21 protein-coding genes are annotated in these 21033 nt (G+C 64.1%); 5 read left to right on the top strand and 16 right to left on the bottom strand.

Annotated features, from left to right (window positions below; translation table 11 throughout):
• Positions 1-28: 28 nt before the first annotated feature.
• Together AC1DZ5_RS03225 and purB are read right to left on the bottom strand one after the other, a co-directional pair.
• Positions 29-589 carry a YaeQ family protein gene (locus AC1DZ5_RS03225; RefSeq protein ID WP_477885997.1) on the bottom strand — a complete coding sequence of 187 codons (561 nt, stop codon included), beginning with the start codon at positions 587-589 and terminating at the stop codon, positions 29-31.
• Positions 589-1968 carry an adenylosuccinate lyase gene (purB, locus tag AC1DZ5_RS03220; RefSeq protein ID WP_477885995.1) on the bottom strand — a complete coding sequence of 460 codons (1380 nt, stop codon included), beginning with the start codon at positions 1966-1968 and terminating at the stop codon, positions 589-591. The genes AC1DZ5_RS03225 and purB overlap by 1 nt, the downstream gene beginning before the upstream one ends.
• A 96-nt stretch (positions 1969-2064) precedes the next feature.
• Here purB and AC1DZ5_RS03215 point away from each other — a divergent pair, with 96 nt between their 5' ends.
• Both AC1DZ5_RS03215 and AC1DZ5_RS03210 read left to right on the top strand, forming a co-directional pair.
• Positions 2065-2679 (top strand): glutathione S-transferase N-terminal domain-containing protein, encoded by a 615-nt coding sequence (locus AC1DZ5_RS03215; RefSeq protein WP_477885993.1) that lies wholly within the window; start codon positions 2065-2067, stop codon positions 2677-2679.
• 107 nt (positions 2680-2786) lie between these two features.
• Positions 2787-3023, top strand: coding sequence for a hypothetical protein (locus tag AC1DZ5_RS03210; protein ID WP_477885992.1), 237 nt, complete (start codon positions 2787-2789; stop codon positions 3021-3023).
• 6 nt (positions 3024-3029) lie between these two features.
• On the opposite strand, the gene AC1DZ5_RS03205 is transcribed toward AC1DZ5_RS03210, so the two are convergent.
• The 8 genes from AC1DZ5_RS03205 to AC1DZ5_RS03170 all read right to left on the bottom strand — a co-directional run bounded on the left by AC1DZ5_RS03205 (position 3030) and on the right by AC1DZ5_RS03170 (position 10099).
• On the bottom strand, positions 3030-3479 hold the full coding sequence (locus AC1DZ5_RS03205) for a nuclear transport factor 2 family protein (protein WP_477885990.1): 450 nt from the start codon (positions 3477-3479) through the stop codon (positions 3030-3032).
• A complete protein-coding gene (locus AC1DZ5_RS03200; protein ID WP_477885988.1) occupies positions 3476-4255 on the bottom strand; it encodes an SDR family NAD(P)-dependent oxidoreductase in 780 nt (259 codons plus the stop codon). Before AC1DZ5_RS03200 ends, AC1DZ5_RS03205 begins: the two co-directional genes overlap by 4 nt.
• A gap of 75 nt (positions 4256-4330) precedes the next feature.
• Entirely contained in the window at positions 4331-4870 is a 540-nt protein-coding gene (locus tag AC1DZ5_RS03195) for a DUF3833 domain-containing protein (RefSeq protein WP_477885986.1), read from the bottom strand.
• On the bottom strand, positions 4867-6159 hold the full coding sequence (locus AC1DZ5_RS03190) for an MFS transporter (RefSeq protein ID WP_477885984.1): 1293 nt from the start codon (positions 6157-6159) through the stop codon (positions 4867-4869). Before AC1DZ5_RS03190 ends, AC1DZ5_RS03195 begins: the two co-directional genes overlap by 4 nt.
• On the bottom strand, positions 6156-6725 hold the full coding sequence (locus AC1DZ5_RS03185) for a chalcone isomerase family protein (protein WP_477885982.1): 570 nt from the start codon (positions 6723-6725) through the stop codon (positions 6156-6158). The genes AC1DZ5_RS03190 and AC1DZ5_RS03185 overlap by 4 nt, the downstream gene beginning before the upstream one ends.
• A gap of 14 nt (positions 6726-6739) precedes the next feature.
• Positions 6740-7975 (bottom strand): class I SAM-dependent methyltransferase, encoded by a 1236-nt coding sequence (locus AC1DZ5_RS03180; RefSeq protein WP_477885980.1) that lies wholly within the window; start codon positions 7973-7975, stop codon positions 6740-6742.
• 36 nt (positions 7976-8011) lie between these two features.
• Positions 8012-8803 (bottom strand): DUF1365 domain-containing protein, encoded by a 792-nt coding sequence (locus AC1DZ5_RS03175; protein ID WP_477885978.1) that lies wholly within the window; start codon positions 8801-8803, stop codon positions 8012-8014.
• A gap of 3 nt (positions 8804-8806) precedes the next feature.
• Positions 8807-10099, bottom strand: coding sequence for an NAD(P)/FAD-dependent oxidoreductase (locus AC1DZ5_RS03170; protein WP_477885977.1), 1293 nt, complete (start codon positions 10097-10099; stop codon positions 8807-8809).
• Between the two features lie 158 nt (positions 10100-10257).
• Here AC1DZ5_RS03170 and AC1DZ5_RS03165 point away from each other — a divergent pair, with 158 nt between their 5' ends.
• Positions 10258-11127 (top strand): ferritin family protein, encoded by an 870-nt coding sequence (locus AC1DZ5_RS03165; RefSeq protein ID WP_477885976.1) that lies wholly within the window; start codon positions 10258-10260, stop codon positions 11125-11127.
• Here the strand turns inward: AC1DZ5_RS03165 and AC1DZ5_RS03160 are convergent.
• Complete coding sequence (locus AC1DZ5_RS03160; protein WP_477885975.1) at positions 11110-12339, bottom strand: HD-GYP domain-containing protein; 1230 nt, start codon at positions 12337-12339, stop codon at positions 11110-11112. The two genes, AC1DZ5_RS03165 and AC1DZ5_RS03160, sit on opposite strands and share 18 nt — an antisense overlap.
• Positions 12340-12421: 82 nt before the next feature.
• Here AC1DZ5_RS03160 and AC1DZ5_RS03155 point away from each other — a divergent pair, with 82 nt between their 5' ends.
• A complete protein-coding gene (locus AC1DZ5_RS03155; RefSeq protein WP_310343243.1) occupies positions 12422-12916 on the top strand; it encodes an adenylyltransferase/cytidyltransferase family protein in 495 nt (164 codons plus the stop codon).
• A 26-nt stretch (positions 12917-12942) separates the two neighbouring features.
• On the opposite strand, the gene AC1DZ5_RS03150 is transcribed toward AC1DZ5_RS03155, so the two are convergent.
• The 4 genes from AC1DZ5_RS03150 to AC1DZ5_RS03135 form a co-directional block, all read right to left on the bottom strand.
• Positions 12943-13692 (bottom strand): hypothetical protein, encoded by a 750-nt coding sequence (locus AC1DZ5_RS03150; RefSeq protein ID WP_477885974.1) that lies wholly within the window; start codon positions 13690-13692, stop codon positions 12943-12945.
• A 234-nt stretch (positions 13693-13926) separates the two neighbouring features.
• Complete coding sequence (locus AC1DZ5_RS03145; RefSeq protein WP_477885973.1) at positions 13927-14220, bottom strand: hypothetical protein; 294 nt, start codon at positions 14218-14220, stop codon at positions 13927-13929.
• A gap of 144 nt (positions 14221-14364) precedes the next feature.
• A complete protein-coding gene (locus AC1DZ5_RS03140) occupies positions 14365-14967 on the bottom strand; it encodes a hypothetical protein (RefSeq protein WP_477885972.1) in 603 nt (200 codons plus the stop codon).
• 628 nt (positions 14968-15595) lie between these two features.
• The gene (locus AC1DZ5_RS03135) at positions 15596-16444 is read right to left on the bottom strand and encodes a DMT family transporter (protein ID WP_477885971.1); all 849 of its coding nucleotides are present in this window, start codon (positions 16442-16444) and stop codon (positions 15596-15598) included.
• Between the two features lie 190 nt (positions 16445-16634).
• Between AC1DZ5_RS03135 and AC1DZ5_RS03130 the strand changes: the two genes are divergently transcribed.
• A complete protein-coding gene (locus AC1DZ5_RS03130) occupies positions 16635-18221 on the top strand; it encodes a phospholipase D-like domain-containing protein (RefSeq protein WP_477885969.1) in 1587 nt (528 codons plus the stop codon).
• 50 nt (positions 18222-18271) lie between these two features.
• Here the strand turns inward: AC1DZ5_RS03130 and glnE are convergent, their stop codons facing one another.
• The gene (glnE, locus tag AC1DZ5_RS03125; RefSeq protein WP_477885967.1) at positions 18272-20986 is read right to left on the bottom strand and encodes a bifunctional [glutamate--ammonia ligase]-adenylyl-L-tyrosine phosphorylase/[glutamate--ammonia-ligase] adenylyltransferase; all 2715 of its coding nucleotides are present in this window, start codon (positions 20984-20986) and stop codon (positions 18272-18274) included.
• Positions 20987-21033 lie beyond the last annotated feature (47 nt).

Raw genomic sequence — 21033 nt, 5'->3', positions numbered from 1 at the left:
GTGACGCCGCCCACAAAGCAGCCTTTGGTCACTTCCAGCGAATCGGCTCGATGTCCACGGTGTTCACGCCGTCACCCAGCATCAGCACCCCTTCCTGCACCGTCGCCTGCAGCTGCATGCTGCGTTGCGCCAACTTGGCCAGCGCTTGCGAGGTGACGGAAGGAATGCGCCACACCTGCAGCCTGTCCAGCCGGCTGAGCTTGCTCTCCATGCCCTTCCACCAGATGTCGGCAGAGTGGGCAAAGGGGTAGAGCAGCACCGCGTCGGCCTTGTTGCAGGCTTTGCTGATAGGTTTGTCTTCGGGCTGGCCCACTTCGATCCACAGGCGCTTGTGGCCCGTGAAGTCGGTCAGCGACACGTCCGGGTCTTCCACATCCGACAGGCCCGCGCCAAAGGCCAGCGTGCCGTCGCCGTTGCACACGTTTTGCAGCTTGTAGGCGTTGAACGCCATTGCGGCCAGGCGCACCATCATGCGTTCATCGGTCTCGCTGGGGTGGCGCGCCAGCGTCAGCGCGTGGTCGGCGTAGTAGCTGTTCTCGATGTCTGCAATCTGCAGGTTGGCCTTGTAGATGGTGGATTTGAGTGCCATCAGACGCGCTTTGCGAGCTCCGAGGCCTTGCCGGTGTAGCTGCCCGGTGTCATCGCCAGCAGGCGAGCCTTTTCTTCTTCCGGAATCGCCAGCCCGGTGATAAAGCCCTGCATCAGCTCTTTGGTCATGGCTTCGCCGCGGGTGAACTTCTTGAGTTGTTCGTACGGCTGGGGCAGGCCAAAGCGGCGCATCACGGTCTGGATGGGCTCGGCCAGCACTTCCCACGACGCGTCTAGGTCCTCGGCAATCGCGGCTTCGTTGATTTCCAGCTTGTTCAGCCCAGTCATCAGCGAGCTGTAGGCCAGCACGGCGTAACCCAGGGCCACGCCCATGTTGCGCAGCACGGTGGAGTCGGTCAGGTCGCGCTGCCAGCGGCTGATGGGCAGCTTCTCGCTCAGGTGGCGCAGCATGGCGTTCGCTAGGCCCAGGTTGCCTTCGGCGTTTTCAAAGTCGATGGGGTTGACCTTGTGCGGCATGGTGCTGGAGCCCACTTCGCCATCTTTCAGGCGCTGTTTGAAGTAGCCCAGGCTCACATAGCCCCAGATGTCGCGGCTCAGGTCGATCAGGATGGTGTTGGTGCGCGCCACGGCGTCAAACAGCTCGGCCATGTAGTCGTGCGGCTCGATCTGGATGCTGTAGGGCTGGAAGGTCAGACCCAGGCCCAGTGGCTCGTGGGTTTCAATGACCTTGCGGCTGAAGGCTTCCCAATCGAAGTCGGGCCAGGCGGAAAGGTGGGCGTTGTAGTTGCCCACCGCGCCATTCATCTTGGCCAGAATCTTAACGGCGGCAATGCGGTCGCAGGCGGCCTGCAGGCGCACCACCACGTTGGCCATCTCCTTGCCCACCGTGGTGGGGCTGGCGGTCTGGCCGTGGGTGCGGCTCAGCATGGGCACGTCGGCGTACGCGTGGGCCATGTCGCGCAGCTTGAGCACGATCTTGTCCAGCGCTGGCAGTACCACCACGTCGCGGGCCGAGCGCAGCTGCAGGCCGTGGCTGGTGTTGTTGATGTCTTCGCTGGTGCAGGCAAAGTGCACAAACTCGCCGGCCTTCTCCAGCTCAGGGCGCGCTTCGAACTTGGACTTGATCCAGTACTCCACCGCCTTTACATCATGGTTGGTGGTCTTTTCAATAGTCTTAATGGCTTCGCCGTCGGCTTCCGAGAAGTTTTTGACCAGGCCCAGCAAGTAAGTACGGGCTCCGGGGGTCAATGGCTTGAACTCGGCAAAGCCCGCGTCGCTCAGGGCGATGAACCACGCCACCTCCACCTGTACGCGGCGGTGCATATAGCCCAGTTCGCTGGTGAGGGGGCGCAGGGCGGCGAGCTTGGGGGCGTAACGGCCGTCGAGCGGGGAGAGGGCGGAAATGGCGGAGAAAGTCATCCCCGAATTGTAGGTTGTGCGCCACGCCCGGCCCCAGGGGCCGTTCGGGCAAACCCTGCTGGATAGAATCAACCCTCAAGCAACTGCCAAGACCCCATGAAATTACTCGGATCCACTTCCAGCCCCTATGTTCGCAAAGTCCGCGTCGTGATGGCAGAGAAGAAGCTCGATTACGCCTTCATCCCCGAGGACGTGTGGGCGGCAGACACCACCATCGCCGAGTCGAACCCGCTGGGCAAGGTGCCTTGCCTGATCATGGAAGGCGCAGAAGCCTTGTTTGACTCCCGCGTCATCGTCGAATACCTGGACACCCTCTCGCCCGTGGGCAAGCTGATCCCGTCCGTGGGCCGCGAGCGTGCCGAAATCAAAACCTGGGAAGCCCTGGCCGATGGCCTGATGGACGCCGCCATCCTGGCGCGCCTGGAAGCCACCTGGGCCGGCCGCAGCAAGGCCCAGCGCAGCCAGGCTTGGATAGACCGCCAGATGGTTAAGGTCAACGACGTGGTTAAAGCCATGGCCCGCGGCTTGGGCGAGAAGCCCTTTTGCGCTGGCATCCACCTCACCCTGGCCGACATTGCCGTGGGCTGTGCGCTGGGTTACCTGGACTTCCGTTTCCCCCAGATCGACTGGCGCACCGAGTACCCCAACTTGGCCAAGCTGGCCGAGAAGCTAGCGCAACGCCCGAGCTTCGCCGACACGGTTCCAGCCTAGGTTTGGTGCGGTCTGGCGGCCCAAAAGCGGCTGCCAGCCTTGTTTTTACAAGGTATTGCACAAAAACACTGGTCAAAACCCGCGCCAGTGCTTACAGTCTGCCCACCATGGCGACTTACAAAACCATTTACAAGTGCCGCGAATGCGGTGCCACCAGCTACCAGCCGGTCATCGACCGCGCTGCCAACGGGGCCCTGAAGCCCACCGGTGAGTACAAGTGCACCGGCTGTCGCAATGTGTTTGCCAGCTTGCGCGCCTGGTGGGAACCACGCAGGCCCGTGGACTTTCACCAAGATTTCCAGGGCAGCAAGTTCGGTAACCAGGCCAACGCCACCGGGCGCTGATCCCGTCTAGCTGTTGGCTCTTTTCTTGAGCCAGCGCATCACACCGCCCACCACGGGCAATTTCTCGTACAGCTCCTCTGCCGCGTCCCAGTAATCGCGGTGCAGCGTCACCAAGCCGGTAGTGTCAAACACCAAGTGTGAGCTGCCCAGAATCACCTGCTCCTCCCCCTGCCGAAAGAGCCGGAAGCGAAAGCGGAACTCCCACGCCAGAAAACACTGCTGTCCCTGCACGATGCGTTCGCGGACCACAAAGCGGGGCGCCTCCAGCGACTCGAACATGTGGGCAAAGATATGCGTGATGGCATCCAGGCCCGTCACATCATTGAACGGGTCCTTGAAGCGCGCACCGGCTGCGTAAAACGCGGGCAGGGTCGCCACCGAAGCAGGTGTCAGGGTTTCAAACAAGGCCACCACGCGGGTGACGGCCTCGTCGCAGGGTACGGGGGATGCGTTCATAGGGTGGCGTGGTTTACCAGGTAAAAGTAGGCCCGGTACGGTAGCACCCGCAGGGCTTTGAGCCACAGGGTGAACCGTTTGGGGAAGTGGATCTCGAAGCGGCCCCGCGCCCAGCCCGCCAATATGGCTTGGGCCGCTTGCGCCGGGGTCAGCAGCGCGGGCATGTCAAAGTCGTTCTGCGCGGTCAGTGGGGTTTGCACAAAGCCGGGGTTGATCAGCGATACGCCGATGCCCTTGCCATGCAGGTCCAGGTACAAGGTCTCGGCCAGGTTGATGAGGGCGGCCTTGGTCGGGCCATAGGCCAGGCTGTTGGGCAGGCCGCGGTAGCCTGCCACGCTGCCCACCAGCGCGATGTGGCCCGCACCAAGCGCCAGCAGAGCGGGCAGCACGGCGCTCAGCACATGCAGGGCGCCGGTGTAGTTCACCGCGGTGTGGCGCTGCAGGTCGGCCAGGTCCAGCGCCGTGGCGCGCATGGCGGCGTAGTGGCCGGCGCAGTACAGCACGCAGTCCAGCGGGCCGCGCGCCAGCAGTTGGTCGGCGGCGGCATGCACCGCAGCAGCATCGGTCGCGTCCAGCGGCAGCGCCGTGCTGCCGGGGTGCGCCGCCACAAAGGCCTCCAGCGCCGCAGCCTTGCGCGCCGACACCACCACCTGCGCGCCTTGGGCATGCAGGGCGGCCGCAGTGGCCAGCCCGATGCCACTGGAGGCGCCGACGATCCAAACCGTCTTGCCATGCCAGTCGCGCAGCGGGGGATTCAGGGGTTGAAAGAGGGGCATGGGACAACCTTTGCTCTTGTTTTGATAGCTGCTCGTGCAATGGATATGGGGGCTAGATGCCGATTTGGCTTGCAACTATGGACGTTTGGTGAACGACAGCGTCACCTCACCCAGCCGCACGCCGAACTTGGTCATGGTGGCCTTGTTGAGCATCACGGCGTCGGTCATCAGGTACATCCAGTCGTCAAATTGGACGTCGTAGACAGAGCCATCCACCGGCAGGCTTAGGGTGTAGGTCCAGTAAAACGCGTTGCCACGTGCCTGGCCCTGGGCCGTGCCCACCACGTCGTCGGCGGTGCCCGTGTAGCGGCCATCGGGCAGCTTTTTCAGAAGCCAGATGCGCTTTTGCTTCGTGCCATCGGAGTAGCTGAAGTCCTCGTCCAGCACCCCCTCATCGCCTTGCCAGCTGCAGCGCATCACCACGGTGAAGCGCTTGACCACCGCGCCCGAGCGGTCGGTGAACACGCCGTAGGCATCCAGCACGCCGTTGAAGTACTGCTGTAGGTCCAGCACCGGTTTTTCGTTGGAGTAGTTGTCAATGTGTGGGGTGCTGCAGCCGCCCAGCGCAAGCGCACTGGCTGCCGTGGCGGCGTTCAGGAGCAGGCGTCGTTTCATGGGGTCTTCCGAATGATGAGGGTGGACAGCAGCACGGCGGCCACGGCTTTTAGAGCGCAGGGCAGCAGGCAGTAGGCGGTGGTGAGCGCCTGCAGCGCGGCAGGGTCGCGCGTGCCGGGCGTGTAGCCCCACAGGCCCAGCAGCGGCAGGGCCACACCCGCGGCCAGCGCCAGGTTGAGCTTGGTGGCAAAGTTCCACCAGCCAAAGTAGGCGCCCTCGGTGCGGCCGCGGTCCCCCGCAGCGGCAATGGTGCCGGCGAGCAGTGCACCGGGCAGCGCTAGGTCGGTGCCCAGTGCCACGCCCGAGAGCGCGCACACCACCAGAAACGCCGTGGTGTCGCCCGCACCCAGTTGGGTGGCAAACACAAACACCGCCATGGACAGCAGCATGCCCAGGCGCCAGGTGCGCGCCAGGCCCAGGCGCGGCACCACGCGCAGCCACAACGGTAGCGCCAGGGCCGCGCAGACAAAGTAGCTGCCCAGGAACAGCGGCTGCTGGCTCGCCGGGGCCTGCAGCCGGTCCTGCACAAAAAACAGGATGAGCGTGGCGGGCACGGCGCTGGCAATGCCGTTGACTACAAACACCGCCAGCAGCGCACGGAACGCCGGTCGCGTGAACGGCAGCCAGACCGATGCTGGCTGGCCGGCGGAGAAGCCTGCTTCGGCTGCGCTGGCGGCACCCACGGGGGGCTGGCGTGCCACACGCCAAGCGGCCCAACCCGTCCCCAGTGCTATCAAAAACAGAGCTGCTGTCGCAGATAATCCGAGGGCTAGAGGCGCAATCGATGCCAAAACGACACCCAGCAGGCCCAGGCCTTCGCGCCAGGCCACCACGCGGCTGCGCTGCACTTCGTCACCACCCAGCCGCGCCCCCCACGACTGGTGCAGGATGCTGAGTGCGCTATAGGCCGCGTAGGTGACCACCAGGCAGGCCGTGGCCCACAGCACCAGGGCACCGAGGCCTGTGACGGGTGGGAAGAACAGCAGCGCAAAACCTGCGCCCAGCACTGCGCAGGCCAGCGCGGCCCAGACCAGTACGGCGCGCAGCGACTGGGCAAACAGCCGGTCGCTCCAGCGGCCCAGCAGCGGGTCGATCAGCGCGTCGAACAGGCGCGCGGCCAGCAGCACGGCACCCAGTGTGGCCAGCGGCACGCCAAAGGCGGTGGCGTAGTGGTTGGGCAGCGTGACGTACAGCGGTAGCGCCACAAAGGCCAGCGGCAGGCCCATGAGGCCATAGCGCCAGCCGGCATGCCAGTCGAACGGCGGGGTGGCCACGGTGTTGCGTGTCATGGTGCCAACCCTGCCAACAACTCTCCGCGCAGGCGTGGCTCGCTGGTCCAGGGTGCGAGCCAGATGCCAAAGAACTGCGGGCCAAACGCCGGGTCGGCAACTGTGGCGCGCAGTGTGCCGTTGAAGAAGAAGCGGGTGCCCGCGCCCGGCGTGTGCAGGCCGGTGAGGCGGTCACCCTCTTTCACATCAGGAAAGGCCTCCCCCATGGCCTGCAGCCAGCGCTGTTCGGTGGCAGCGTCCAAGGTGCCGCCTCGGCGCATCTCTTGCAGCGAGCGTTCGGCGATGGCTTGGCCTTTGAGCGAGCGCAGGTAGCGCAGCTCCAGTGCGATGGGGTGGGCGGCGTACTGCGCGGTGTCAAAGCCCGGCGCCACCCACAGCTGCGCGTCGTAAATGGAGAGGCCAAAAAAACGCATGCGCGTAGCGCCGGCGGCCTTGGCCTGCGGCAGCTGGGCTTGTACTTCCGGGGGCATCGCTGCCTGTGCACTGGCCACACCGGCCAGGCGCAGCGCCCCCACGCTCCCGCCCCAGCGCAGCAAGGTTCGGCGGGTGGGCAGGGTGTGGCGCATGGCGGGGGATGGCTTCAGGCCGCGCGCTTTTGCAGCGTGTACTGCACCACGTCGATGTTGCGTTCATCGAAGGCGGCTTCGCAGTAGGCCAGGTAGAACTCCCAGATCAGCATGAAGCGTTGGTCGAAGCCGGCAGCCAACACACGTTCGCGCTCGGCCAGAAAGGCATCGCGCCAGCGGCGCAGGGTCTCGGCGTAGTCGGGGCCAAAGGCGTATTCGTCCACTACCTCCAGCCCTGCAGCACGTGCCTGCGCACGAAACTCGCGCGGGCAGGGCAGGCAGCCGCCGGGGAAGATGTACTGCTGGATGAAATCGGTGGAGGTGATGTAGCGGTCAAACAGCGCGTCGTCGATGACGATGCTCTGCACGCAGGCGCGGCCACCGGGCTTAAGCAGCTGGGCCACGCTGGCAAAGTAGGTGGGCCAGTACTCGCGGCCCACGGCCTCCACCATCTCGATGGAGCAGATCGCGTCAAACGGCGCATCGGCAATATCGCGGTAGTCCTGCAGCCGCAGGTCGGCCCGGTCCTGCACGCCAAAGCGCTGCATGCGCTCACGCGCAAACGCCAGTTGCTCGGTGCTCAGGGTCACACCGGTGATGGACGCGTTGAATTCGGTGGTCGCCATCTCGGCCAGCGCACCCCAGCCGCAGCCAATTTCCAGCACGCGGTCACCCGCCTGCACGCCAGCCATGGAGAGCGCGCGCCGCACCTTGGCTTGTTGCGCCTCGGCCATGGGCTGGTTGGTGTTGCCCGCAAAGATGGCGGACGAGTAGTTCATGCTCTCGTCCAGCCACAGCGTGTAAAAGGCGTTGCCCAGGTCGTAGTGGGCGTGGATGTTCTTCTGGCTGTTGGCCTTGGTGTTGCGGTTCAGCAGGTGTTTGATGCGGTACAGCAGGCGCCCGGCCCAGGTGCCGTAGATCACGCCCTCTACTTCGGCCCGGTTCTTCACCAGCACGCGCAGCAGTTCGGTCAGGTTTGGCGTGCTCCAGTCGCCCGCGATAAAGCTTTCAGCAAAGCCAATATCACCTGACTTGAGTGCTGCGCTGCAGACATTCCAGTTGTGCATCTGCAGGCTGGCGTGGGGTAGTGCCTCGCCGCCAAAACGTTGCATGCTGCCATCGGGCAGTTGCACCGTCAGGCTGCCGTGGCGCAGGTGCTGCAGCAGCTTGAGCACAGTGCGCGCCGCCGCCGGGGTGCCGCGAGGCAGCGTGAACGAAGGCGCGGTGGAGGTGATGCTGTTGGTGTTCATGGGGTGTCTCACACGGTCATGCAAAGGGACAAAGGTTTAGCGGGTGGTCAAGGTCGTGGGCGGCACGGGCTTGTGAAAGAATGGGACTCTTTTGAGCCACAGCTTCAGCGCCTGCCAGTGGATGCGCGCCACCACGCCCAGCGTCATGGCCGGGTAGGTCCACAGCGCGCGGCGCACGCTCTGGGCAGTCAGTGGCACCAGTGTTCCGCTCACGCTGGTTTCGATGAGCGGACCTTGTGCGTCGTCATAGTCGATGCGCGCCACGGTGCGCTGCAGGTCAGCGGTCAGCAAAAAGCGGAAGCGGTAACCACCCTCCACCGGACAGAAGGGCGAGACGTGGAACACCTTGTCCGCGCGCAGCTCTGCGCCGTAACTTGGTTGGTCCAGCAGGTAGCAGTGGCGCTCGCCAAAGGTGTTGTTCACTTCCACCACGATGGCGCGCAGGCTGCCGTCCACGCGGTGGCAGTACCAGAAGCTCACGGGTTTGAAGGTAAAGCCCAGCACGCGCGGGTAGCAGTGCAGCCAGGCCTCGCCATCGGCATCCAGAATGCCCTCGGCGTGCAACAGCGCATCCAGCCAGGCCAATGCGCCGCCTTGCTCGGGGCCACGGCCATCGCCATGGTCGCGGTCATAAAAGCTCAGCGGTGCCCAACGGTTGCGTGCCAGCGCGCCGGGGCCCTGCGCCTGCAGGCTGCGCAGCGGCAGCATGAGGAAGTAGGTGCCGTAGGCAAAGGCATGGTGCACGGGCCGCAGCCGCGTGTGGCGCACCTGCCCAAAACCCAGCAGCGCTGTGTGGGGCGTCGGGGGCACGCGCGCAGCTTGGGCCATGGATCAGGCTCCGTCCGCCAGCACGGCCTGCAGGCGCTTGGCCACCTTCAGGCCAGACTTCAGGCCGTCTTCGTGAAAGCCATAGCCGGTCCAGGCGCCGCAGAAGTAGGTGTGCTGCTGGCCTTGTAGCGCGCCCACCTCGCCTTGCGCGCGGATGGCGGCCAGGTCAAACACCGGGTGGGCGTAGTCAAAGCTGCCATGTACATGCTCGGGCGCGATTTCGCGCACCGGGTTCAGCGACACCACCACACTTTGTGCAAACGGCAGGGGTTGCAGCATGTTCAGCAGGTAGTGCAGGCAGACCCGGGTGGCGTCCTGCGCACCGTCGACACTGCGTTCGTAGTTCCAGGCAGCCCAGGCGCGGCGTGCGCGCGGCAACACCGTGGTGTCGGTGTGCAGCACGGCCCGGTTGGCCTGGTAGCGGATGGCGCCCAGCGTGGCGCGTTCTTGCGCGGTGGCATCGGCCAGGAGCGCCAGCGACTGGTCGGAGTGGCTGGCCAGCACCACCTTGTCAAAATGTTCGGTCTGGCCCTTGCTCGTGATCAGCACGCCATCAGCGGTCCGCGCGATCCGTTGCACTGGAGTGTTCAGGCGTTTGTCGGCCACCTGCGCCACGATCTTTTGTACATAGTGTTTGGCACCGCCGGTCACCGTCCACCACTGGGGCCGGTTGCTCACCTGGATCAGGCCGTGGTTGTTGCAAAAGCGGATCATGGTGGCCACGGGGAACTGCAGCATCTGGTCCGTCGGGCAACTCCAAATGCAACCCAGCATGGGCAGGAAGTACCAGTCGCGGAACTCGGCGCTGAGCTGGTGCTGGTCCAGAAACGCGCTCAGTGGCTGCATCAGCTCGGCCTCGGCATTGCGCTCCGCAATGTGCGTTGCCAGACGGTTAAAGCGCAGCACATCGCGCAACATGCGCAAGAAGCGCGGGTTGACCAGGTTGCCGCGCTGGGCAAACACGGTGCTGAGCGTGGAGCCGCTCCACTCCAACAGGCCACCGGCCTTGGCACCGGGCACTTGCACCGAGAACGACATGTCGGACTTTGCGGTGTCCACGCCCAGTTCGGCCAACAGGGCGATGAGGTTAGGGTAGGTTCGCTCGTTGAACACCAGAAAGCCGGTGTCCACACCGTGCGTGACCGGGCCCTGGGGGCCAGGTAGGGTCACATCCACCGTGTGCGTATGGCCGCCAAAGTAGCTGCCGGCTTCGAACAGTGTGAGGTCTGCCTGCCCGCGCAGCGTGTGGGCGACGGCGAGACCGGAGATGCCGGAACCAACGATGGCGATTTTCATGACTTGAACTATAAAGTAATTTTGTGACTGTATAGTAATTTATCGAATTGACTGGTCGCAATCGAGGCCAAGGCCTTGGTTTGTCACGAAAAAGCCATAGCTGTGTCAAGGTGTTGACACACGGCCCGACTAAAATTCAAACGCATTGAAAGGTTGCCATGCTCTACCCTGAACTCTTCAAACAGCTGGAATCGGTCCGTTGGGACATGGACAAGGACATCCCCTGGGATGCGTTCGACGCCGGCCAGCTCTCTGACGAGCAGGCCGCCACCATCAAGATGAATGCCATCACCGAGTGGGCCGCCTTGCCGGCCACCGAGATGTTCTTGCGTGACAACCGTGGCGACAGCGACTTTTCCGCCTTCATGTCGATCTGGTTCTTTGAAGAGCAGAAGCACTCGCTGGTGCTGATGGAATACCTGCGCCGCTTCCGCCCCGACATGGCGCCCACCGAAGAAGAGCTGCACGCGGTGCGCTTCGAGTTCGACCCTGCGCCCGTGCTGGAAACGCTGATGCTGCACTTCTGCGGCGAGATTCGCCTGAACCACTGGTACCGCCGTGCCAGCGAATGGCATACCGAGCCCGTTATCAAGGCGATTTACACCAAGCTCAGCCAGGACGAAGCCCGCCATGGCGGTGCCTACCTGCGCTACATGAAGCGCGCTATCACTAATTTCGGTGTGGAGGCCAAGAGCGCGTTTGCCAAAGTGGGCGTGCTGATGGCATCGGCCCGCCGCACGGCCCAGGCCCTGCACCCCACCAATCTGCATGTGAACAAGGCGCTGTTCCCGCGCGACACCATCCAAAGCCGCCTGCCCAACCCCGAGTGGCTGGAGCACTGGCTGGACAAGCAAATCAACTTCGACGCCGTGTGGGAAACCAAGGTGGTCGAGCGCATCCTGCACAACCTGAGCCTGCTCATGGAGCGCAGCTTCACCACCGTGCAAGAGCTCAACAAGTACCGTAAAGAGCTGGCGCGCGAGCTCGGCGCCACTATTGAGGCCGTGGCCTCACCACGGCCGGTCTGAGGACGGGACGGCGGTGAGCGGCAGCAGCCGCTCCAGGTTGATCTGTACCTTCACATCGCGGTGCGCTACGCTGGCCACAATGCGGTATTCCTTGAGGCTGGAATCGCGGATGGTGGGCTCCACCGTCGGAATGCCGCTGCGGTTCACCAGCACGGCGACGCGCGGCGTAGTGGTGTTGGCACCGCGCTTGATCACCACCGCAATCTCATTCGTCGCCAGCCGCACGTACGAGCCGGGCTGGTAAATCCCCACGGCCTTGATCAGGGCCGCACCGGCCTCATCAATCGCCTTCACCTCATCAAAGTAGCAGGCCTGCATGGCTGCGGCCGGTGCCAGCGGCACGCGTGCGGCGCGCGGCGCCAGGCGGGCGGCGAACATGTCGGCGCGCTGGATCAGCCGCGCCAGGCGCTGGGGCCGGGTGCGGTCGGCCAGGCGGCCTGGTGCCTGCCGGTGGTGATCGCGCACGGCGGCCAGCCAGTCGTGGTCGCCCACGCCCATGGCCTGCAGCATCTGGGCCGAGCGCTCGGCGTGGGTATCGATCGCCGCGCGCTGCGTGGCCGTGGGCGGCTCCAGCTGAATGGCGAGGCGGTCTTGCAGGTCGGTCATGCCGATGTTCATGGTCAGCGCGGCTTGGGCCACCAGAATCTGGTCGGCCTCAGGCCAGTTCAGTACCTCTTTGGCGGCCAGATTGCACATCACGCTGACCAGCATGGCGTGCGTGGCGCTGTACATGCGCGTGTCGGTGGCGGAGAGGTAGATCAGTGCAAACAGGGTGCCGTCGGCGTTGCGCTGCATATTGCGCTGCAGCTGGCGCAGCAGGCGCACCATGCGCTCGCGGAACATGGCGGGCTGGGTCTCGCGCAGCAGCGAGTTGGCCACCTCCTGCAGGTCCAGCCAGTCCATGCGGTCATCCGCTGCGGCGCGTTCGGCGGCCGTGGTGTCGTTGGTGATCTGTGTGCCGGCGATCTGGCCCAGGGTTTTGTCCTCGCGCACCAGGCCGTGCAGGCGTTCCACATAGGCACGGTGGTGGGCTTCGGAGTCGGCCACGTCGATGTACAGGCCGCCGCCGCGCTGGGAGATTTCGTCCAGGTCCTGGCGCGTGGCCACCACAAAGGCCTTTTTGGCCAGCAAAACGCCGTTCTTGTCCATCAAGGGGAACGGCAGCGGCTGGCCGATGCGGATGGATTCGACGTTGACAGGAACGAGGTGCATAGAAGTCGGCGAATTATGCAATGCGCGCACGCGTGGCCCGGCCGGCGATTCGGCAAAACGGCGTGCTGCTAGCATCTTCGTCATGGAATCTATCGACCAGTCCCCCGCTTTTCTTCAAAAAATCGTACCGTCGGACGCTTTGGCGGCCGCGCTGGCGCATTTGCCCCGGCCCTGGGTGTTCACCAACGGCGTGTTCGACGTGCTGCACCGCGGCCATGTGATGTACCTAGCCCAGGCCCGCGCGCTGGGCGGCAGCCTGATCGTGGCGCTGAACACCGATGCGTCCGTCAAACGCCTGGGCAAGGGCGACGACCGCCCGCTGAACGCCGAGGCCGACCGCGCCATCGTGATGGCCAGCCAGGAGGCGGTGAGCCTGGTGACCTGGTTCGGCGAGGACACGCCGGTAGAAATCATTGCCCAGATCCGCCCCGACATCCTGGTCAAGGGCGGCGACTACGACATGGCCAAGCTGCCTGAGACGGCGCTGATGGAGTCGTGGGGCGGCCGTGCACTGGCGCTGCCGTTTGTGCAGGGCTACTCGACCACCAAGCTGGTGCAGCGCATTCGGGCGGGCTGAGACAACGCCGTGAAAACCGGCCGCACCTAGCTGCTTTGCTGGTAGGCCGACACGCCCCAGTTCGTCCAACTGCCAAAGCCCGTGTTGCTCTGCGTGGGGCTGGCGCCTTGCCCGAGCGCGCTCAAGGTGGCTTGTTGGCTTTTGAGAATGCCGGGGCGCTGGTTCAGCGTGGACAAAGACAAGCCCACATTGCCATTGCCAGCCAACTCCTGCGTCGCCGCGCTGAAGACCTGCTGGCCCAGTTTGTTCAAGGTAGCGCGCACAGCGGTCGGGTCTGCCTTTTGTGCGGCGTCCAGCTGTTTGGTGTCCAGCACCAGGCTGCCACCCGCATTCAGGCTGAAGCCCACCTTCTTGAGAGCATCCACCGTGGCCGAGTCCGCGCCCAACGCACGCAGCAGGTTGCCGCCGGTACGGCTGGCACTTTGCGCCGCCGCGGCATCGCCGGGCTGTGCGGCGCTTGTCTTGGCGCTGGCCAGGGCCGTGTTGAAAGCGCTGGTGAAATCACTGGCAGCAGACTTCTGCGCCGCTGCCGTGCTGGTACTGCCCAAAACACCCAACCCACGCGCGGCTATCTGCGTGCCTGACACGGCGGACTGCAGTTTGCCAAACGTGGAGAGTTGCGCAGTGGTCGTATCCACCTGCGCCTGGATGCGCTGGTCCGCCTTTTTAAGCCCCGCCTGCGCCACCAAACTCAAGCCACCCGTGGCCTGCGTGCTGGCGCTGGCCCCCAGGTACTGGGTGGCTGCATGGGCTTTGACAAAGTCGTTGATGTTCATGGCGTATGCGTCCGCAAAGCTGCGTGACGCGACCGAACCAGTCTATTCCTATGTGGGGGTGCTGGGAAGTGGCCCGCCCGTTGGCATGGTTATGGTTGCCCATTAGGGCTAAGTTGCGCGTCACTAGCTTAGATCGGGCGGCTGATGCCGCTCTGGGGAACGGCCGTGTCAGACTGAAAGCAGTCGTTACCTAGGGGCCAGCGGACACCGCAGGCGATCCGATGGGCCGAAATGTTAAGCCTCGTACTCGACATGATCAGCCTGCATTTTTTCAATCCACTCAGCTTCGCTTGCAAATATTGCGAAACTAGGCCAGCGGACATCTGTCTCGACCTGAAATGTCAAATGCACAGTGGCGAGGCGCCCGGTTCCATCTTGCAGCGCAAAGAGCACCTCGTCCTTGTCGTCCCTGCGACCCAGTACGCTGACCGGCAGGCCGTGCAGAACATGACCCTTTGGCACTTCCCTATCCAGTTCGGCGATCAGTTCATCGTCTTTGTTCTCGTGCCAAGGCGTGAGGAACTTCATAGCGGCTAACCTTTAAGGAGGAATGTATCGAATAGCTGTTGGAATCGTATTAAACCGAGCACCGAAGCGAGACGACCGCATCTGCCACAAAGCGCAGGCGCCAACAGACTGGTTGCGGACATTTGCAGAGATCTAAAGCAGTGGTTAGGTTGCATTGGACCTCCATAGCGAGGCAATCTTTATCCAGGCCGTGTGATACCAGCGCGGCCACACGACATGAACGTTTGCGACTTGCGTACCCGGTTCAACCCTCGCCCAGCCATGTGCGGCACTTCCGGCTTGCAGTTTTGTGAACAACTCGACAGTGGCTTCGAGTGGCTTTCGTTGCTCTTCGTCGTTCATTCCTATCAGTGCTTGCTGCGTGTGGCGGGTTAGGCGAGCTAGTAGTTCAGCCGGAAGGCGGAGCTCGTGGCAGGAACCAAAGGTGTCGAACGAAGCAACGAAACCTTTCGCGAACGAACCCAGTGCGGCATCTTCGCCGCGCACAAGGAGCGCGCCGCCAAGCTCTGCGAAGTGATGCGGAGAACCCCACGCTTCGCGTGACCACTCCGCATCTGCCAGGAAAAGGTGCTCAAGCAAGAGCGGCGGTGCCCTCTCTGGTGCGGCCAAGCACGCATGCACTACCTTCCACCGGAACTCTTGATTGGCATCCTCGAACTCCGCCGCGTGCTCGCCGTTCCAAGCGAAGGCAACCCGCTCCCGATCAGATTCGGTGTACTTGTCGATGAAATCTGCGATCTCGTGCATTGATGCAACCTAACGAAAAATTTATCGATTTTGCAGTCTATCGACCCGACACCACGACGCCTGCAGACTGAAAGCAGTCCTTCGAATTCGACCTTAGCCCTGAGTACAGGCCTTGATTTCAGGGGCAGATTGTGAGAGCACGCATACGCAGGCACCGGAACCATTAACGAAATACTCACAAATGCCGGGCTGCAAATGGCGAAGTAAGAATCCCTCCCGATTGGACTCTTGCGCCAGCCAACCTCCGGCCTGGATTTGAAAGATTGAACCACGAGGTCGTGAGCATTCTGGCCAAAACTCCAAAAGGTCCCCTTCGTCAAGGACCCGGTGACCCATGACATCGATGAAGCTCAATTCCCAGCATTTCCGCTCCTTTTCAGAGCTTAGAGTTATTACCAACCCATCCGAGGAAAAATTGACCGTGTCAACGTCAACATCTGAGGGGAGTGTTACTCCGAAGTTGACAGGGGCGGCAGTGATCGAATGAATCTTGGGCATTTGTGGAACTCAATTGAAGCAGACCTATGCTACTGGCTCGGACTAAAGAACGACCGCTTCCGCCGCAAACCGGCCCCCTACCAGGTAGGGTGAAACACAACGCCAGCGCACCCGCGCGAGCTGATGTACCTTAACCCGCCGCCTTAGCGCGCGGCTTGTAGACGTTGACGAGGTTGCCCACCAGCATCAGTGCGGCCCCCACCAGCAGCATGGGCTTGAAGCCCTCACCATACAGCGCCATGCCCACCACGCCAATCAGCGGCAGCCGCAGAAAGTCCAGTGTCACCACCACACTCACCTCGGTGGTCTTCATCGCGTGGGTCAGGCAGAAGTGGGCGCTGAGCGCGCTCAGGCCAATCAGCGTCAGCCACACCCACTGCAGCGGCGTGGGCTGCACAAAATGGCTGGCGCTCAACACCAGGCCCAGCGGTAGCTGCACCAGGCACATGTAAAACAGGATGGTGAGCGGGGCTTCAGTGGTGGACAGCGCCTTGGTCGCGACATAGGACAAGGCATAGCAGACCGCTGCGCCCAGCACATACAGCGCCGCCGGGTTCACGATGTCGCCGCCGGGGTTCAGGATCAGCACCACGCCGATGGAGCCCAGTGCAATCGCAACGGCCTTGCGCGCGGTCAGTCTCTCCTTGAGGAACAGTGCCGCGATCAGCAGCGTCCACAGCGGCGTGGTGAATTCCAGCGCAAACACCTGCGCCAGCGGCAACAGGCCAATGCCCAGAAACCAGCCGTACTGGCCGACAAAGTGGAACAGGTTGCGCCCCACCTGCAGCTTCAGCCGCTGGGTACGAAACAGCTCGGGCTTGCCCGTGCGCCAGATGAGGGCGCTGACCACCACCAGCCCGATCACGCTGCGCGACAGCAGGATCTGGAAGGTGTTGATGCCACCGGCCAGCTCGCGCCCGCCAATGGCCATCAGGCAAAACGACACCAGGGCACCGGTCATCCACAGAAAAGCACGCATGGGATTCAGACAACAAGAAAAGGGTGAAGGGCTTCGCGGCAGCCAGCCGGGTGTGCTGGTAGGTCGCTACAAAAAATATAGCTGCTCGCGCAACATCGGCGGGGGCTAGAGGCCCATTTTTATCACAAGTGGCTAGATGGTGCGGCGTCGCACGCTGTTTGCCAAGCTTTCCGCTAGAGTGGTCTGCACCATGCCGTCCCTGCGCCTTCCCCCTTCCTTGGCCGCAGAGCGCCAGCGCGGGGTGGGGGCCGGTGTTTGGCGTTGGCTGGCCGGGGGGCTGCTGTGCGCGGTGCTCACCGGGTGTGCGTCGCTGCCCAGCGCGGTGGACCGGCCGGTTTCCTCCGCCCTGGCCAACCCGGCCGAGACGCGGCTGGGCGCGGCGGTGGCGGCGCGGGCCCAACAGGCGGGTACGCGCAACGACTCGGGCTTTGCGCTGGTGGGCGATGCGGAACTGGCCTTCAGCAGCCGCATGGCGCTGATTCAGGCTGCGCAAAAGACGTTGGACCTGCAGTACTACGCCATCTTTGCCGACGAAACCACCGAGCGCATGTTTGATGCGCTGCGCGACGCCGCGGCGCGCGGCGTGCGCATCCGCCTCCTGCTGGACGACTTCAACACCTCGGGCAAGAACGCGCAGGTGCTCAGGCTCGCGTTTGAGCCGAACATTGAGTTGCGCCTGTTCAATCCACTGCCGGGCGGGCGCGGCTCCATGGTGGGGCGGGTGCTCAGCAACCTCAAGGACACGGCGCGCATGCAGCGGCGCATGCACAACAAGATGCTGGTGGCCGACAACGCCGTGGCCATCACCGGCGGGCGCAACCTGGGAGAAACCTACTTTGGCCAGGGCCAGGACAGCAACTTTGTGGACCTGGACGTGCTGGCCGCGGGCCGCATCGTGCGTGAGCTCTCCCGCAGTTTTGACCAGTATTGGAACAACCCGCTGGCCTACCCGGTGGAGTCGCTGATGACGGTGCGGGAGATTGATGCCCTCAAGCCTATGCCAGCGCCCGCGGTGGCCGAGACTCTGCCCGGCACCACCGACCTGCGTTTGTTGACATGGACCTGGGCACCGTCGGCGCTGCTCGTGGACAAGCCTTCCAAAATTGCGGCCGATGCTGACGTCACCGAGGCCGCACAGGACACCACGGTCGACGGGCTGCTGCAGCTCATGGCGCAGGCGCGGCGCACGCTGCTCATCGTGTCGCCCTACTTTGTGCCCGGCGAGCGCATGCTCAAGGCCTTTGCCGACCTGCGCCGACGCGATGTGCAGATACGGGTGCTGACCAATTCGCTGGCCTCTAACGATGCGCCGGCCGCCCACGTGGGTTATGCACGTTACCGCCGGGCGCTGCTGGGGCTGGGCATAGAGCTGTACGAAATGCGGGCGGAGCAGCGGGGCACCTTCCGCAGTTTTGGCGCATCGGCGCTGGGCAGCGGCAATGCCGGGTCACGCGCCAGCCTGCATTCCAAGCTGGTGGTGATGGACGACGCGCTGCTGGTGGTGGGCTCCATGAACCTGGACCTGCGCTCGCAGTTGCAAAACAGCGAGGTGGCCATCGCCATCCGCAACCGCGCGATTTCTGCGGAAGCCACGCGCCTGGTGGAGCCTACGCTGGCCCGCGATGCCTACCGCGTGGAACTGCGTGACCAGCAACTGTGGTGGCGTGCCCCGCCGGGTGCGGCGTTCCCCGATGCATCGGTGGAGCCCGACGCCAGCCTGGGCCTACGATTCCTCACCACGCTGATCGCTCCCTTTGCGCCCGATGAGATGCTATGAAAACAGGAGCTGCTCGCGCACTGTTTGCGGGGGCTAGAGACCTTAAAGGCTTATAAGCTGCCGAACGCCGCCGCCCACAGTGCCAGGCCGGCGGCACGCTCTTGCTGCGCCGCCGCTTCGTCCACCTGGGTAGGCTCTTCGTTCAACCGAGCCTTGTGCTGGATCTGGCGCAGCACCCGGTAGGCCTGGGCCGCGTTATCACCCACTGGCGCCGGCAGCAGGCCACAGGCCTGGGCGCGCAGCAGCAGGGCGATGTTGCCCACGTTGTCCAGCAGCTCCGGGTGGTTGCAACCCTGTGACAGCACCAGAAACTGCACCGCAAACTCGATGTCCACCATGCCGCCGGGGCTGTGCTTCACGTCAAACTGCGTGCCCTTCACGGGGTGGGCGCCACGCACCTTCTCGCGCATGCTGCCAATCTCCTGGCGCAGCCCCGCCTCTTCGCGCACGGCGCCAATCACAGCGGCACGCACGCCGTCAAAGCGGGCCTGCAGCGCTGAAGTGCCCAGCACACAACGGGCGCGGGTCATGGCCTGGTGTTCCCAGGTCCAGGCGGTGTTGCTGCCGCGCTGCTGCTGGTAGTTGGCGTAGGCGTCAAAGCTGGTCACCAGCAGGCCAGAGTTGCCGTTGGGCCGCAGCGCGGTGTCAATCTCGTACAGGTCGCCCTCGCCGGTCTTCACCGTCAGCCAGTTGATGAGCTTGCGCACCAAGGCTGCATAGACCTCGCCAGCGCGCTCATCGGCATCGTCGTAGACAAATACGATGTCCAGGTCTGAGCCATAGCCCAGCTCCTTGCCCCCCAGCTTGCCGTAGGCAATGATGGAAAACTGGTGGTCGGGGCGGTGGCGGTTCTTCAGCCTTTCCCAGCACCAGCGCGTGGTGATGCGCAGCACGCTTTCGGCCAGCGCGCTCAGGTCGTCGGCCACCTGCTCCACCGTCAGCACGCCCTCCACATCGCGCGCCAGTGTGCGGAACACCTCGGCATGGTGGGCACGGCGCAGCAGGTTCAGCAGGGCTTCGTCGTCGTCCTCGGCGCTGCCCTGCAGCGAGGCCATGCGGCGCTCCAGGTCCTGCTCGAAGGACGCCGCGTCAAAGCGCTCTTCCAGGATGGCGTTGCTGGCCAGCTCGTCAATCACGCCCGGGTGTTTGAGCAGGTAGCGTGCGGGCCAGCGCGCGGCGCCCAGCATGCGCAGCAGGCGCTCGTGCACCTTGGGGCGCTCCAGCAGCATGGCTAGATAGCTCTCGCGGCGCAGCAGCGGCTCCATCCAGTCCACCAGGCGCACCGCGGCGTCTTCGGCCACGCGGCCTTCGGCCAGCCACTGGCCGGTGCGCAGCAACAGCCGGCCTAGGCGCGCACGTGATTCTTCTTTCAGGACCAGTACGCGTGGGTGCTCGCGCCAGGAGGCCACACGCTCCTTGAAAAGCCCTTGCAGCTGCTCCAGCACGGTGTCCAGATCACTGGGTGTGGCGGCTACGCCCTTGCTGCTGCAGCTGCCGCGGCATTCCGAGGGGGCGCCGCCCAGCAGAGCGTCAAATTCCTGCGCCACCAGCTCGCGGTGCAGGTCCAGCGTTTGCAGCAGGGCACAGCCGTCATGCAGGCCCAGGGTGTTGGCAATCCAGCGCAGGTCGGTCTCGTCGGTGGGCAGCACATGGGTTTGCTGGTCGTCCAGGTACTGGATGCGGTGCTCCACCAGGCGCAAAAACACATAGGCCTGCGCCAGGCCGTCGGCCGTGGCCTGCGGCATCAGCCCGGCCACCACCAGGCGCTGCAGCGCGCTCACGGTGGGGCGGGTGCGCAGCTCGGGGTACTGGCCGCCGCGCACCACCTGCAGCAGTTGCACGGTGAATTCAATTTCACGAATACCGCCGCGCGACAGCTTCACGTCGTTGCTGCGCTCGGGGCGGCCCGCGCTGCGCTTGGAGGCGTGGTCGCGGATCTGGCGGTGCAGACCGCGCAGGGAGTCGAACACGTTGTAGTCCAGGTAGCGGCGGAACACAAAGGGCACGACCACGCCGCGCAGCTGCTGCGCACAGCTGGAGCTGATGGCCTGCTGTGGGGCCACCACGCGGCTTTTGAGCCAGGCAAAGCGTTCCCACTCGCGGCCCTGCACGTGGAAGTACTCCTCCAGCGCGCCCAGCGACACGGCGGGCGGGCCCGAGTTGCCATTGGGGCGCAGCGCCAGGTCCACGCGGAACACAAAGCCGTGTTCGGTGGTGTCTCCCACCATCGCATAGATGGCTTTGACCATCTTGGCAAAAAATTCCTGGTTCGAGATGCGACCCCGGCCCTCGGCGTTACCAGTGGTGTCGCCGTCCTGGTCGTAGATGTAGATCAGGTCGATGTCGCTGGAGACATTGAGTTCGCGCGCGCCCAGCTTGCCCATGCCGATGATGCACAGCTGGCACAACTCGCCTTGCGGGGTCAGGGGGGCGCCGTGGATGGTCTGCAGCGTGGCAAAGCTCTCGTGGTAAGCCACTTCCAGGGCCCACTCGGCCAGTTCGGTCATCAACCGGGTCACGCTGGTCAGGTCGGCCTGGCCGTCGCAATCGAGCGCTACCAGGCGTTCCAGCACCAGCTGGCGCGTGATGCGCAGCGCGGTGGCGGCATCGGGTTGTTGTGCGCGCAGGGCCTGGTACAGCGCCTGCAGTGCAGCACGGTCAGGTATCCGGGGGGGAAGCAAGGAGAGTTGTGCCTCGTAACGGCGCCGAATGCGCTGGCCAAAGCGGGAGCCCTCCGCCCAAGAGGAAGACTCAATGCGGGTCATAATTCCTGACATAGTCCCGATGCACGATGAATGATTTGACACCTGTC

This window comes from Rhodoferax sp. P1_F3 (assembly GCF_056405715.1).
Note: the sequence above shows the minus strand (reverse complement) of the source record. Positions and strands in the feature narration are given on the sequence as shown.

What these genes read in the sequence shown, in the direction of transcription:
- AC1DZ5_RS03225 (WP_477885997.1), bottom strand. Translation starts at nt 589, where the DNA reads ATGGCACTCAAATCCACCATCTACAAGGCCAACCTGCAGATTGCAGAC.
- purB (WP_477885995.1), bottom strand. Translation starts at nt 1,968, where the DNA reads ATGACTTTCTCCGCCATTTCCGCCCTCTCCCCGCTCGACGGCCGTTAC.
- AC1DZ5_RS03215 (WP_477885993.1), top strand. Translation starts at nt 2,065, where the DNA reads ATGAAATTACTCGGATCCACTTCCAGCCCCTATGTTCGCAAAGTCCGC.
- AC1DZ5_RS03210 (WP_477885992.1), top strand. Translation starts at nt 2,787, where the DNA reads ATGGCGACTTACAAAACCATTTACAAGTGCCGCGAATGCGGTGCCACC.
- AC1DZ5_RS03205 (WP_477885990.1), bottom strand. Translation starts at nt 3,479, where the DNA reads ATGAACGCATCCCCCGTACCCTGCGACGAGGCCGTCACCCGCGTGGTG.
- AC1DZ5_RS03200 (WP_477885988.1), bottom strand. Translation starts at nt 4,255, where the DNA reads ATGCCCCTCTTTCAACCCCTGAATCCCCCGCTGCGCGACTGGCATGGC.
- AC1DZ5_RS03195 (WP_477885986.1), bottom strand. Translation starts at nt 4,870, where the DNA reads ATGAAACGACGCCTGCTCCTGAACGCCGCCACGGCAGCCAGTGCGCTT.
- AC1DZ5_RS03190 (WP_477885984.1), bottom strand. Translation starts at nt 6,159, where the DNA reads ATGACACGCAACACCGTGGCCACCCCGCCGTTCGACTGGCATGCCGGC.
- AC1DZ5_RS03185 (WP_477885982.1), bottom strand. Translation starts at nt 6,725, where the DNA reads ATGCGCCACACCCTGCCCACCCGCCGAACCTTGCTGCGCTGGGGCGGG.
- AC1DZ5_RS03180 (WP_477885980.1), bottom strand. Translation starts at nt 7,975, where the DNA reads ATGAACACCAACAGCATCACCTCCACCGCGCCTTCGTTCACGCTGCCT.
- AC1DZ5_RS03175 (WP_477885978.1), bottom strand. Translation starts at nt 8,803, where the DNA reads ATGGCCCAAGCTGCGCGCGTGCCCCCGACGCCCCACACAGCGCTGCTG.
- AC1DZ5_RS03170 (WP_477885977.1), bottom strand. Translation starts at nt 10,099, where the DNA reads ATGAAAATCGCCATCGTTGGTTCCGGCATCTCCGGTCTCGCCGTCGCC.
- AC1DZ5_RS03165 (WP_477885976.1), top strand. Translation starts at nt 10,258, where the DNA reads ATGCTCTACCCTGAACTCTTCAAACAGCTGGAATCGGTCCGTTGGGAC.
- AC1DZ5_RS03160 (WP_477885975.1), bottom strand. Translation starts at nt 12,339, where the DNA reads ATGCACCTCGTTCCTGTCAACGTCGAATCCATCCGCATCGGCCAGCCG.
- AC1DZ5_RS03155 (WP_310343243.1), top strand. Translation starts at nt 12,422, where the DNA reads ATGGAATCTATCGACCAGTCCCCCGCTTTTCTTCAAAAAATCGTACCG.
- AC1DZ5_RS03150 (WP_477885974.1), bottom strand. Translation starts at nt 13,692, where the DNA reads ATGAACATCAACGACTTTGTCAAAGCCCATGCAGCCACCCAGTACCTG.
- AC1DZ5_RS03145 (WP_477885973.1), bottom strand. Translation starts at nt 14,220, where the DNA reads ATGAAGTTCCTCACGCCTTGGCACGAGAACAAAGACGATGAACTGATC.
- AC1DZ5_RS03140 (WP_477885972.1), bottom strand. Translation starts at nt 14,967, where the DNA reads ATGCACGAGATCGCAGATTTCATCGACAAGTACACCGAATCTGATCGG.
- AC1DZ5_RS03135 (WP_477885971.1), bottom strand. Translation starts at nt 16,444, where the DNA reads ATGCGTGCTTTTCTGTGGATGACCGGTGCCCTGGTGTCGTTTTGCCTG.
- AC1DZ5_RS03130 (WP_477885969.1), top strand. Translation starts at nt 16,635, where the DNA reads ATGCCGTCCCTGCGCCTTCCCCCTTCCTTGGCCGCAGAGCGCCAGCGC.
- glnE (WP_477885967.1), bottom strand. Translation starts at nt 20,986, where the DNA reads ATGACCCGCATTGAGTCTTCCTCTTGGGCGGAGGGCTCCCGCTTTGGC.